This is a genomic window from Bacillus sp. OV166 (genome assembly GCF_900177675.1).
Lineage (GTDB): Bacteria > Bacillota > Bacilli > Bacillales > Cytobacillaceae > Neobacillus.
Genome location: NZ_FXWM01000001.1, coordinates 770,241 through 783,348, shown reverse-complemented (window position 1 = coordinate 783,348; position 13,108 = coordinate 770,241). Strand labels below are relative to the sequence as shown.

At 37.6% G+C, this 13,108-nt stretch carries 11 protein-coding genes; 8 read left to right on the top strand and 3 right to left on the bottom strand.

The window, feature by feature from the left end:
• Positions 1-60 precede the first annotated feature (60 nt).
• Positions 61-1,638 carry a glutathione ABC transporter substrate-binding protein gene (locus tag CCK98_RS03700; RefSeq protein ID WP_088090292.1) on the bottom strand — a complete coding sequence of 526 codons (1,578 nt, stop codon included), beginning with the start codon at positions 1,636-1,638 and terminating at the stop codon, positions 61-63.
• Between the two features lie 294 nt (positions 1,639-1,932).
• Here CCK98_RS03700 and CCK98_RS03695 point away from each other — a divergent pair, with 294 nt between their 5' ends.
• The 8 genes from CCK98_RS03695 (at position 1,933) to ncs1 (ending at position 10,150) form a co-directional block, all read left to right on the top strand.
• A complete protein-coding gene (locus CCK98_RS03695) occupies positions 1,933-2,835 on the top strand; it encodes an ABC transporter permease (protein WP_088085329.1) in 903 nt (300 codons plus the stop codon).
• A 19-nt stretch (positions 2,836-2,854) separates the two neighbouring features.
• Entirely contained in the window at positions 2,855-3,775 is a 921-nt protein-coding gene (gene nikB, locus CCK98_RS03690) for a nickel ABC transporter permease (protein ID WP_088085328.1), read from the top strand.
• Positions 3,776-3,788: 13 nt separating this feature from the next.
• On the top strand, positions 3,789-4,811 hold the full coding sequence (locus CCK98_RS03685; protein WP_179195700.1) for an ABC transporter ATP-binding protein: 1,023 nt from the start codon (positions 3,789-3,791) through the stop codon (positions 4,809-4,811).
• Positions 4,811-5,806 (top strand): ABC transporter ATP-binding protein, encoded by a 996-nt coding sequence (locus CCK98_RS03680; protein ID WP_088085327.1) that lies wholly within the window; start codon positions 4,811-4,813, stop codon positions 5,804-5,806. Before CCK98_RS03685 ends, CCK98_RS03680 begins: the two co-directional genes overlap by 1 nt.
• A gap of 97 nt (positions 5,807-5,903) precedes the next feature.
• Positions 5,904-6,644, top strand: coding sequence for a sensor histidine kinase (locus CCK98_RS03675; RefSeq protein ID WP_088085326.1), 741 nt, complete (start codon positions 5,904-5,906; stop codon positions 6,642-6,644).
• Between the two features lie 13 nt (positions 6,645-6,657).
• On the top strand, positions 6,658-7,350 hold the full coding sequence (locus CCK98_RS03670) for a helix-turn-helix domain-containing protein (RefSeq protein WP_088085325.1): 693 nt from the start codon (positions 6,658-6,660) through the stop codon (positions 7,348-7,350).
• Positions 7,347-8,654: a hypothetical protein gene (locus tag CCK98_RS03665; RefSeq protein ID WP_088085324.1), complete on the top strand. Its 1,308-nt coding sequence runs from the start codon at positions 7,347-7,349 to the stop codon at positions 8,652-8,654. Before CCK98_RS03670 ends, CCK98_RS03665 begins: the two co-directional genes overlap by 4 nt.
• A 23-nt stretch (positions 8,655-8,677) precedes the next feature.
• On the top strand, positions 8,678-10,150 hold the full coding sequence (gene ncs1, locus CCK98_RS03660; protein WP_218780143.1) for an NCS1 family nucleobase:cation symporter: 1,473 nt from the start codon (positions 8,678-8,680) through the stop codon (positions 10,148-10,150).
• 28 nt (positions 10,151-10,178) lie between these two features.
• On the opposite strand, the gene CCK98_RS03655 is transcribed toward ncs1, so the two are convergent.
• Positions 10,179-11,402, bottom strand: coding sequence for an amidohydrolase (locus CCK98_RS03655; RefSeq protein WP_088085323.1), 1,224 nt, complete (start codon positions 11,400-11,402; stop codon positions 10,179-10,181).
• A gap of 78 nt (positions 11,403-11,480) precedes the next feature.
• Complete coding sequence (locus CCK98_RS03650) at positions 11,481-13,046, bottom strand: glutathione ABC transporter substrate-binding protein (protein ID WP_088085322.1); 1,566 nt, start codon at positions 13,044-13,046, stop codon at positions 11,481-11,483.
• Positions 13,047-13,108 lie beyond the last annotated feature (62 nt).

Genomic DNA, 13,108 nt, shown 5'->3' with positions numbered 1-13,108 from the left:
TACTTTTTTCACAAAAGTACTTTTCCTCCTTGAACACTATTCATTTCTTCATAAAATCACTTATTTAATTACTACATCATCAATCATTAGATAGTTGGCAGCATTTAACCAAAAACCACTTACATTTTTACTATAGGCAGCCAAATGTTCATAATTTCGGATTGGAACATAAACCGCATCGTCAATCTCTTTCTGCATTACATCTTCATATAGCTTTAATCGTTTTTGCTCATCTGTTTCTTTTCGTGCTGATTCAATCATTTTGTCTACATCTGGATTACTATAGTAGAAATGGTTCCCTGCAGCTCCCTGTGATGCTGAATGGAATAAGTTATACTGGTTGTAATCTCCGTCGCCGGTTGCATTTCCCCATCCACCAATAGCCATATCGTGCTCACCTTTTTCAATCATGTCGATATAAGCACCATATTCCATTACCTGGATTTTCACATTTACTCCAATCCCTTTTAATTGCGATTGCATCACTTCAGCCATGTTAATACGTTCTTTTCGGTCACTTGTTAATAAGGTGACATTTAATCCTTTTTCATAGCCAGCTTCCTTTAACAATTTCTTTGCTTCGTTCAAATCATAGTCATATGCTTTAACCTTATCACTGTATCCAAGCACCTTAGGGCTCATTGCTACATTGGCAAGGGTACCAACGTTATTATAAACGCCTTTAATAATTGCTTCTCTTTCAATGCCGTGGCTGATTGCCTTACGAACTCTTACATCATCAAACGGTTTTTTCTTTGTGTTAAATCCAAGATATTCAACAGCTAGTCCTTCTGTACGATAGAGTCCCATTTTGTCAGAAGCTTCAATGCGCTCAATCTCGGTTACAGGCACTTGGTCATTAATATGCGCCTCACCTGTTTCAATCATAGCTAGGCGGGTTGCATCTTCAGGAACGACTTTGAATACTACTCTATCAATATTAGGTTTCTTCCCCCAATAGTTTTCATTTCTCTTTAATGAAATTTCTTGTCCAGTCTTCCATGATTCAAACACAAATGGACCTGTACCAACTGGGTGCTGTGATAATGTATCCGGGTTTTCTGTAAGTGCTTTGGGACTAATAATACTACCTTCTTGGCTGGCCAAAATAGATAGCAGTGGAGCATAAGGATATTCAAGTAATAATTGAACTGTATAATCATCCACAACTTTTACTTCCTTAATCATGGAGAACTTCTCGCGTTGCGGTGATTCTGTTTTCGGATCTAACATACGATCAAATGTTGTTTTAACAGCTTCAGCATTGAATGGTGCTCCATCATGGAATTTAACGCCCTCTTGTAATTTAAATTCCCAAGTTGTGTCATTTACGACTTTCCATTCTTTCGCTAACAGTGGTTGAATTTTGAAGTCTTTATCTGGTGCAATTAGTGTTTGATAAACTTTTTGATAAATGATATTCGCAGAAGGAATATCTGTGATAAAATGCGGATCAAGTTTTGTAGCATCTGAAAGTCTTACAACTGTTAATGTACCGCCTTGTTTGGATGCTTCCTTTTTGCTTGCCGTATCAGTTGAAGAAGTTGATTTTGTAGAACAAGCTTGAGCAAAAATCATCATTAAGCCGATTAGAACAAATAGTAGTCCCCTATTAATACTGCGTCCTTTTTTCTCCATTTTTTTATGCTCCCTTATTTTGTTATTTTGTAAATTCTGACCTTTCATTCGTGTATCCACCTTCCCTCCGCTAGTACATATCTGCATTATAAAAGACAATCGACAATAATATTTACAGAATATTTACTTAAATTTTAACTATATTGACATATTATTTAAAAAATATTTACTTTTCACCTAATTTTGATAATTTGTACTTAACCCAATAAAAAGTCTGAAGGTTTAGAAGGGGGTCCACAGCAACGATAAATTACACCTTATCTTTCAAAAAAATTAAAATAAGGAGGGTTTTACATGTCAGTTGAAGTAAACACTGAAAAACCAATTGTAATCACACAAACAATTAATCTACCGAAACAATCTAAATTAAAAGACTTCCTTTCTATTTTAATGGTTAATAAAGCAGCGATGGTCGGTGCAATTATTATCCTCTTTTACATTTTTATCGGATTATTTGCACCGCTCTTAGCCCCATACAATCCATATGAAATTATATTAGAAGATAAATTACTGCCTCCATCGAGTGATCACTGGATGGGAACCGATGATAAAGGGAGAGATATATTAAGTCGTATTCTGTATGGCTCGAGACTTTCGATGGGTGTCGGTTTTGCTGCTGTAGCCTTTGGCTCATTCTTCGGAATCATTTTTGGACTAGTTGCTGGCTATTATGGAAAATGGGTTGACTCGTTCATTATGCGATTGATGGACGTCATGCTCGCCTTTCCTGGAATCTTACTAGCATTAGCCATCATAAGTGCTCTAGGACCAGGTCTGATTAATGTTACGATTGCGGTTGGAGCATTTTCAGTTCCTTTATTTGCACGAATTGTCCGCGGTTCTACATTGGAAGTGAAACGTCTCGAGTATATCGACGCCATTCGGTCGCTTGGCGCAAATGATTTTACAATTATTTTCAAACATATTTTACCGAATATTCTTTCTCCAATTATTGTCCAAGGGACATTACGTCTTGCGACGGCGATTTTATCAGCTGCTGGCTTATCGTTTCTTGGTCTTGGCGCACAGCCTCCTTCTCCGGAATGGGGAACGATGCTAAGTAATGGAAGGGATTTCTTATTCTCTGCGCCATACATTGCGATTTTTCCAGGTTTAGCGATTTCTATCCTCGTTTTAGGTTTTAATATCTTTGGTGATGGATTACGCGATGCTTTTGATCCAAGAATGAAAAAGTAAAATTTAAGGAGGTTAGCAGATGTTGATGTTTATTTTACGCCGTTTAATACAAACGATCCCAGTAGTAATTGGGGTAACTTTTGTCGTATTTTTTATCATGCAACTAGTTCCCGGTGATCCTGCTGTTTTGCTTGCAGGTGAAGGAGCATCAAAAGAAACAGTTAATGCCCTTCGCGAGCAATTGGGGTTAAACCGGCCATTACTGGTTCAATATTTTGACTACCTTTTGAATGTTTTTCAAGGAGACTTTGGTAATTCACTTAAGAATAGCCAGCCAGTACTTGATGAAATAATGGTTAGACTACCGATCACAATGGAGTTAGCATTTTTTAGTATCATTATCACAATCGTTTTAGGTATGGCAGCGGGAATTATTTCAGCGGTTAAACCTTATTCACTTACAGACACAAGTGTTATGTTAGTTGCCTTACTTGGAATTTCCTTACCGAGCTTTTGGTTTGGTTTAATGATGATGTATTTCTTCTCCGTAAAACTGCAAATTCTTCCGGTTGCAGGATGGGATAGTATCCTTCACGTCATCCTTCCTGCTCTAACATTAGGAGCAGGAGGTGCAGCAATTGTTGCCCGGATGACTCGTTCCAGTATGCTTGAAGTCATCAGGCAAGATTATATCCGTACAGCGCGAGCAAAAGGACTGCGTGAACATGTCATTATTTATAAGCACGCATTACGGAATGCCTTAATTCCAGTAATAACGGTTGTTGGTTTACAGTTTGGTGCTCTGCTTGGCGGAACTGTATTAGTTGAATCCATCTTTGCGATTAACGGACTTGGCAGAATGATAGTTGATGCTATCCGAATGCGGGATTTACCAGTGGTTCAAGGGGGAGTTTTAGCTGCCTCGCTAATCTTTGTTATCGTGAACTTATTTGTGGACGTATTCTATCGGTTCTTTAATAAACGAATTGAACTAAATTAACGGGTGGTGAATAATGGTGAGAGAGAAAAACAATCCAATTTTAGAAGTAAAAGGATTAAAAACACATTTCTTTACAAAACATGGTGTAAGTAAAGCCGTCGACGGTATTGATTTTACCCTTCGAAAGGGAGAGACTTTAGGTATTGTCGGAGAATCAGGCTGTGGAAAAAGTATGACATCTCTTTCCATATTACGACTAATCCCCTCCCCTCCAGGGAAAATTGCCGGCGGGCAGGTGCTTTATAAAGGGAAAGATTTAGTAACACTCTCAGAGGATGAAATGAGGAAAATCCGAGGAAACGAAATCTCGATGATTTTCCAAGAACCGATGACATCATTAAATCCGGTAATTCCTGTCGGAGAACAAATTGCTGAAGCATTAAGATTGCATCAAGGTATGAGAAAAAAGGAAGCGTGGATTAAGGCCGTTGAAATGCTTAAGCTTGTGGGAATACCATCTCCTGAAAAAAGGGCAAAACAAGAACCATTCCAATTAAGTGGCGGTATGCGCCAGCGTGTAATGATTGCGATGGCACTTGCCTGTACTCCAGAAGTGTTAATTGCCGATGAACCAACAACAGCCTTAGATGTAACCATTCAAGCACAAATATTAGAGCTGATTAAAGATTTACAAAAAAAGATAGGTATGGGCGTTATTATGATTACACATGATTTAGGAGTTGTTTCTGAAACATGTGATAAAGTTGCAGTTATGTATGCTGGCAATATAATTGAACATGCGCCTACTGAAAAGATTTTTACAAATCCAAGGCACCCCTATACACAAGGATTGTTAAATTCTTTACCGAAGATCCATGAGGACCAAGAAGAATTGCAAACGATCGAAGGGAGTGTACCAAGTCCGTATAATTTGCCGACAGGCTGCCGTTTTGCTTCAAGGTGCCCCTATCAGAAACCTTTGTGTCACTTGCAGAAGCCTGATTTAATTGAACAAAATGATGGTGTTAAAGTACGTTGTTGGATGTACACGGACGAATGGACGAGACCTGTGGAAAAAGTGGGGGCTGTTAAATAATGGTGACTGCTACAGAGAAAAAAGTATTATTAAAAGTGGACCATTTGAAACAATATTTCCCTGTTAAATCAGAATCCATTTTTAAACCTAAGGCATTTGTAAAAGCAGTTGACGACATTTCTTTTCACCTATACGAAGGAGAAACACTAAGTATTGTTGGTGAATCTGGCTGCGGTAAATCAACTACAGGACGAGCGATTTTACGGCTCGATGAACCAACAGACGGGAATGTATACTACTCTGGTAAAGACATTTTAAGCCTTAATAATAAAGAGATGAGAAAGCTTAGAGGAGACTTGCAAGTAATTTTCCAAGATCCTTTTGCCTCACTTAACCCCCGTCAAACGGTAAAGCATATTCTAAATGAAGCAATGGCCATTCAAAATGTCGTTGAAAAACCGAAAAGGATGGAAAGAATGTTAGAATTACTGGGGTATGTCGGACTACCCCAAGAAGCACTTGATCGCTATCCCCATGAATTTAGTGGAGGGCAGCGTCAGCGAATTGGGATTGCCCGTGCACTTGCAGTCGATCCTAAATTAATTATTTGTGACGAAGCAGTATCTGCTTTGGATGTTTCCATCCAAGCCCAAATCCTAAATCTATTAAAAAAACTACAAAATCAGTTTCAGCTTACCTTTTTATTCATCTCACACGATTTGAGTGTAGTAAGGCATATCTCTGACCGGGTAATGGTTATGTATTTAGGAAAGATCGTTGAGATTGCTGACAAAAAGGAGCTATTCGATTCACCGCTTCATCCATATACAAAGGCATTGTTATCATCAATTCCGGTACCTAATCCAGTCCTAAAAAGGGAACGTGTTATTTTAAAAGGAGATGTCCCTTCCCCTATTGACCCTCCCAGCGGATGCCGTTTCCATACACGCTGTCCATTTGCGACGGAGAAGTGTAAATTAGAGGAACCTGCCTTAAGAGAATTAGCTGAGAATCATTTTGTCAGCTGCCATTTTGCAGAGCAACTTTCGCAATAAAGTTATATTAGAAATAAAAAACTTTATAAAATATCATATTAATAAAGGGAGTATTTATAGACTCCCTTTTTCTACATCTAAAGGAGAATCTCGTTTAATGCTTAATATTGAAGCTTTCTCCATCTACATTATGCTATGTGTCTTAGCCCCTTTACTAGGTGCATTTACTTTGCTGTTTTTATTTATATTTGAAAAACGAATTGATCTTTTAGAAAAGCAAACACGGGAAATTGCTCTCGAGAAAGAACTGCAAACAGCCCTTTATAATCAATTAAATCAGGAAATCCAACCACATTTCCTCTTTAATACATTAAATTCCATTTTAAGCCTTGCAAGATTAGAGAGAAAAACAGAATTAATTCACTCGATTGAAACCCTTTCAAGATTGCTTAAGTTTAAATATAAGACAAATACACCTTTAATAACAATTAATGAGGAATTATCCTATATAAATTATTATTTGGAAATACAAAAAATAAGGTTCCGAGACAGACTTCATTACGAAATATCCATAGATTCAACAGTAGGACAGGCTGTTATCATCCCTTTTTTAATTCAAACTCTTGTCGAGAACGCCTTTAAGCATTCATTTGACAGACATATTGGTGAGGCTTTTTTAAAAATAATCATTGAAAAGAACGAGAAGGAAGTTTATGTAACTGTCTGGAACAATGCCTTAGAAGGGCAGGTGGTCCAATCTCATAAAGATGGACTTGGTTTAGATAATATTGCAAAAAGGCTTGATCTTCTCTTTCAAGGGGATCGGACTTCAGTAAACTTAATACCTTCAGAAGATGGTACCAGTGTTTTAGCTGTTTTCCCATTTGTACTAGGATAGGAGGTGCATCCAAATGAATATTCTTTTAGTAGATGATGAACCACTTGAATTAGAACTGCTCGAATATTTAATTCAAAAAAAGTTTCCAAACTGGAAGTTTTTTAAGGCTCTAGATGCTTCACAAGCCATTCAAATCATCAAACAACATGAAATCTTTCTAGCATTTCTTGATATCCAACTCCCAGGTAAATCAGGTTTGGAATTAGCGATGGAACTCACACGCTCTTATTCAATGGATATTATCATGGTTACTGCTTTTCAGAATTTTGAATATGCTCAAATCTCGATAAGAATTGGGGTTGTTGATTATATTACGAAGCCTGTCATTGAAGAAGAGCTTTTGAACGTATTAAGCAGGTATGAGCGATTGGGACGATATACGGAGCAAATCGTAAACGCCTTACAAATTATACATCAGGAATATAGTGAAAAATTAACATTAAATTATTTAGCTTCAAAGATTCACATAAACCCTGCATATTTAAGCAGAAAATTTCACGAAGAAGTAGGGATGGGCTTCTCTGAATATTTAAATGATTATCGTTTAAAGGAAGCTCAAAAAATGTTAATTAATAATCCTGATTTAAGCATTAGCACGATTTCAGAAAGATGTGGATTCAATAGCCAGCATTACTTTAGTCAAATCTTTCGGAAATTGACTGGACAATCACCGAGTGACTATCGATTAAAGGAGACATACCGTTGAATAGAAGTTCTTATCAATTATATATAAGCGGTGCGATAAAATTGGGGGTAAGCTTTGGGGTTGTTAGTCTATTAGCGAGGTGGATAACTGGCAATACGATCCTCTCTTCTCCAGAAACATTAATTAAATACGGATTAACTGGTGGAATTGGCTATTCTTTAATGGGGGCTTTAGCGCTCATATTGTTTGGATTTTTAGCCAAAGTCATTAGAGAAAAATTTCCCGATGAGCAAACGATTGGAGATGTACTGAGAAAAAAATTATCACCAAGCGGCTACTGGTATGTCATTACAATTCTTCTCATTACCAGCCTGCATTCCTTATTTATCCAAGCAATGGGAGCGGGAATCCTCATTCATATCCTGTTCCCTATGCCTGTTTTTATAGGAATGCTATTGTTTTTAGGCTTTTGTTTTTTTGTAGGCGGTGTTGGTGGAATGCAGCGGCTGCACCAGTTATCAGGTGTTAATGTCTCATTGATCTTCGGCGCTGTTTTAGTCATTCCTGTCTATTTTTATATTCAGGAAGGTGTCCACCCTGTTTATGAAGGAATTAAACTTTTTCATCCTTATATTTTATTCTATAAAAATACAGATTCGATTTGGTTTATTTTCACAGCGATTTTGATTGGCTTTGGACAGGTCATAATTGATCGAGCAACATGGCAGAGATTATTTATCATCAAAAAGGAAAAAGTTCAAATGACCTTTACTCTAGCAGGAGTAATATGGGCCACAATCCCATTAGCTCTAACCTCCCTGCTAATGATTATTATGTTTGGCAGAAGCTATAAAGATATTTATTCGTTACTGTTTGAACTTGTTGATAAAATACAATCAACCATGCTAATTGTTTTATTTGTTTTATTTTGCTTTAGTGCGATTTCGTCAGCAATTAGTGCAGAACTACATGCGACGACTACCTTGGTTGTAAAAAATATTATTGAATTATTTCGTCCTTTATCTGACCATGAAAGATGGAAATTCACTTATATTTTTTCAGGAAGTATTTGTATATGTTTACTAATAATCGTGAGTATTTTTAAACCTACTCCGCTGCAATTATTGTTTTTCTCTGGGAATATTTACGCTGCCATCATTGTTCCGATGTTATTTATTATTCTAAGTAACAAATCGATTCCAGCAATCATCCCCTTTTCCTCTTTGATTGGCGCCTTGGGGGGCTTTATATTTATTCCGATGAATAATAACTTAACGATCATCTGGATAAGCTTCATAATTTCTGGTGTTGTTTGTCTATTGGTTTTTATTTTCCAAACAGTATCCACTAGGATAACGCATTAATAGAAGATTGGAGGGAAGCAACATTGGGAGAAAAGCAAGTCATCCTTGATGATTCATTCTCGGATAACACAGATTTATTACCAACAAAACTGGAAGCTAGAACATGGAAGTTTAGCCATTACTTCTCCATTTGGATAGGTTCGGTTCATAATGTGCCATCCTATGTTACCATTGGCGGTTTCTTTGCGTTAGGATTATCCATATGGCAGGTATTTTTCATCATTATGATTTCATCGATAATACTCGCCGGAATGATGGCATTGAATGGTCATGCAGGGGGGAAATATGGAATCCCTTTCTCAATCCTACTCCGTACCAGTTTTGGTCGCAAAGGAGCAATTATTCCAGGGGTATTAAGGGGGATAATCGCAGCCATTATGTGGTTCGGTCTGCAAACGTATGCTGGAAGCCTTGCCGTAACTATTTTAATTGCAGAATTTTGGGAGCCCTATCCAACGTTAGGAGCAGATTGGAGTTTTTTAGGATTATCTTTAGCCAACCTTATATCCCTTCTCCTCTTTTGGATGATTAATGTCTTTTTTATTTTTGCAGGGGTAGATGCCTTAGGAAAGTTAACTAAGCTACTCTCTCCATTGGTATTTGTCGTTTTTGGCGGAATGTCCATTTGGGCCATTAATTTAGCCGGTGGAATCATCCCAATCTTAAACTTTAGCGAGAAAGGTGTAGAAGGAAATAGTATTTTGATTATCCTAAGCTGTATTTCAGCAATATTAGCAACATGGGTGGCACAAATACTAAGCGTTTCTGATGTTACAAGGTATTCTCGCACCAATAAAGGCCAGTCATGCGGACAAATTGTTGGACTTCTAATTACCTATTTATTGTTTGCTGTTGCAAGTATTACCATCATCGTTGGGTCTGAAATTGCTTTCGGAGTTCCAATCTGGAATGTACTTGAAGTGATTAATCGATTTGATAGCAAATTTGCCATTATCCTTTCTCTACTTACCATTTGTTTAACGACATTATCTGTAAACATTGTAGGTAACATTATCCCTGCAGGGTATCAGCTGGCCTCCTTATCCCCGAAAAGATTAAACTTTAAATCTGGTGCCTTCATTGGTACCATTATTGGATTACTGATTATGCCCTGGAAGCTGATGGAGAGCCCTACAAGCATTTTTACTTTTTTAAATATGATTGGTGGAATGTTAAGCCCTGTAATTGGTGTGATGCTTGCGGATTATTTTATTATCAAGAAAAGAGAAATCAATTTACAAGAATTATATTTTCCAAATAGTAAGGGCCGTTTCTCAAACGGAGTAAACTGGCCTGCGCTGCTTACCACTCTATTCGCTGGGTGTATTAGCATGATTGGTAGATTTATTGATATCCTTGAGCCGATTTATAATATTTCGTGGTTTACTGGGATAATCGTTTCAGTCGTCCTGTATTTACTATTTATTTATTTGAGCAAACTGTTACACATCGGTAGAACAGATAAGGATTTGGCAAGTATATCAAAAGGGGGATGATATTTTCATCCCCCTTTTCTATTAATATCTAGCTAATGGAACCTGAAACCAAGTTACCTTGATAAAAGACTGCCTTACGGTTTGAACGTCTGGCAACTACTTCGGCAGAACAACTTGCTTCTACTAAAATCATATTGGCCGGATCCCCTTCTTTTGGCCATTGCTTTCTGCCATCTTTGTCTAAAGGTGTCAAACCACCAGTAATATATTTTAATGCTTGAGAGAGAGAAACTTCATCTGTCCATCGACACCGTTCAATTAGTCGGCCAACCCTTTCAAGAACGTCTCCATTTCCAGTCGGCCACCACGAATCAAAAATATTATCGTTTCCTACGGCCACATTAACACCACATTCTGATAGCAGGCTTACTGGAGGTATGTTTCTACCAATTGGGAGGCTCGTAACAATCGAAATACCTGCCTCCCTTAATAACTCTGCCATTTCTATGGCCTCTTCCCTTGATACATCTCCAAGCCCAAAGGCATGACTGATTGCTACTCTTCCTTCCCAGCCTGCTTGCTTCGTTAAATAGGCAAGACGTTTCATTGTAAAAGTACCTAAGTGACCAGGATCATGTAAATGCAAATCAATATCGGCATCACCTTCAACTGCTAAATCCATTAACTGTACCAATGATGCTTCAATATTATTGTCGACCGTTGCTGGATCGACAGCTCCGACAATCCCTGCTCCATTTCTCAAGGCTTCCCTTACAAGCTCTACTGTTCCTGGACGGAGCAAGCCATGCTGGGCAAACGCAACAATTTCAGAGCTTATTTTATTGGAATAAGATTCTAGAGCGTGCTGAACACCTTCTAAATTCTGCAATTTCACCTCAGGATATATATCAACATGCGTTCTGACATGGGTGGATCCGTATGATAGTAATACTTCAAGCAAGGCTTCAGCACGTTTTTGTGTGCTAGATGAGATAGAAGCTAGGATATTCTTTTCAATATCACAGCGTTCAATTACGCCTGAAGCAGGGATACAAGCCCGCCATTTATCACCCATATAGGTTTTATCGAGGTGAACATGCTTTTCGATGAAAGAAGGAAGCAAAAGCATTCCTTTTGCATCTATTACAGGTAACCCAAATTCAAATGGCTCAGAAGGTTTTATTATTTTTGAAATTTTCCCATCCTCTATTAATAAATGACACATCTCAGTCATAGTTCCTACAACTCTTCCATTTTCTTCATTGTACCCTGTTTCTATATGTGCATTCTTTAACCAATACTTGTTATTCATTTCAATTCATCCTTTCATTGTTAACTACCACGATAAAAGAGGTTACCCAAAATGGATATCCCTCTTGTAAGCTGTATCTTATTGGATTGACACATCATTTATTTCTAAATAGCCTGATGGACTAATAGAAAAACCTTTTACGTCTTTTCCAACAGCCGCTAAATTTTCAATAACTCGAACAGGAATATAAACTGCCTCTTTCATTTCTATTTCTTGTGACTGCGCATATAGTTCTTTTCGTTTTTCTTGGTCTTTTTCACTGCGTGCATCTTCTATTAAACTATCGACCTCTTTATTACTATAAAAGAAGGTATTCCCCGCTCCACCCTGCGAGCTTGTATGGAAAAGGTTATACTGATTATAATCAGCATCACCGGTAGCATTTCTCCAGCTAAGGATAAACATCTCAGAGTCACCCTTATTTACTTGGTCAACAAACGTACCGTACTCCAACACCTGTATTTTTATTTTGACACCAATACCTTTTAACTGTGATTGCAGTACTTCAGCCATGTTCACTCTTTCTTTGCTATCCATCGTTTTAAGTGTAACTTCAAAACCATTTGGATAACCTGCTTCAGCCAGTAATCTCTTTGCTTCATTTAGGTTATATTTATACGATTCCATATTAGGATGGTAACCGAAAACCTTTGAGCCTAATAAGGAATTAGCCCTTTTTCCCACATTATTATAGACACCTTTCATAATGGAATCCATTTCAACCGCATGAGCGATGGCCTTTCGAACCTTTTCATCATTAAATGGTTTCTTTTGAACATTAAAGCCAATATACTCTGTTCCATATCCTTCACTACGGTAAACATCGATTGCTTGGGAAGCCTTTACGGTATCCATCATTGGTACAGAAAGGGGTTCAGCTATTTGAGCTTCACCTGTTTCTAGCATGGAGATTCTAGTTGTTTCCTCAGGTACAACCTTAAATACGACTTTATCGACCTTCGCCTTATCTCCCCAATAACTATTGTTGTTTGTTAATACAATTTCTTGTCCAGGTGTCCATGATTTGAAAACAAATGGACCTGTCCCATTTGGTTCTTTAATAATGCTTTTCCCGTATTTCTCGATCGTTTTTGAACTAATAATCCCGCCTTCATGACTAGCCAAAATAGAGAGTAATGGAGCAAACGGCTCTGTTAAAATAAAATGAACGGTGTAGTCATCAATTACCTTTACTTCTTTTACCATTTTAAAAACAATAGCTCTAGGAGATGCCACCTTTGGATCTAAAAGTCGATCAAAGGTAGCTTTTACAGCATTGGCATTAAAAGCTGACCCATCATGAAATTTAACACCTTTTCGTAATTTAAACTCCCATGTCGTATCATCCAGTTGTTCCCACTTTTCCGCCAGCAATGGCTGGATTTCAGCATTATGATCACGACCAACTAACCCTTCATAGATTTTGCGATGGGTCACACTTGCGGCATTGATGGTTGACATAAACTGTTGGTCTAAGTTTTCAGCATCTGACAATCGGGCAATCACTAATGTACCCCCATCCTTAGACTCTGTGTTTTTACCATTGCTTTTTGTGCTGACATCTTTACTTGTCGAACAGCCGGTAATGACAAACACCATCAATATTACTAAAAATAATCGTCCAAGCCCCTGCCTAGCTTTCATAATCACTACCCCCTGAATATTTTTATTATTTTACATCTGTTTGTCTAATTATAAAAAATATT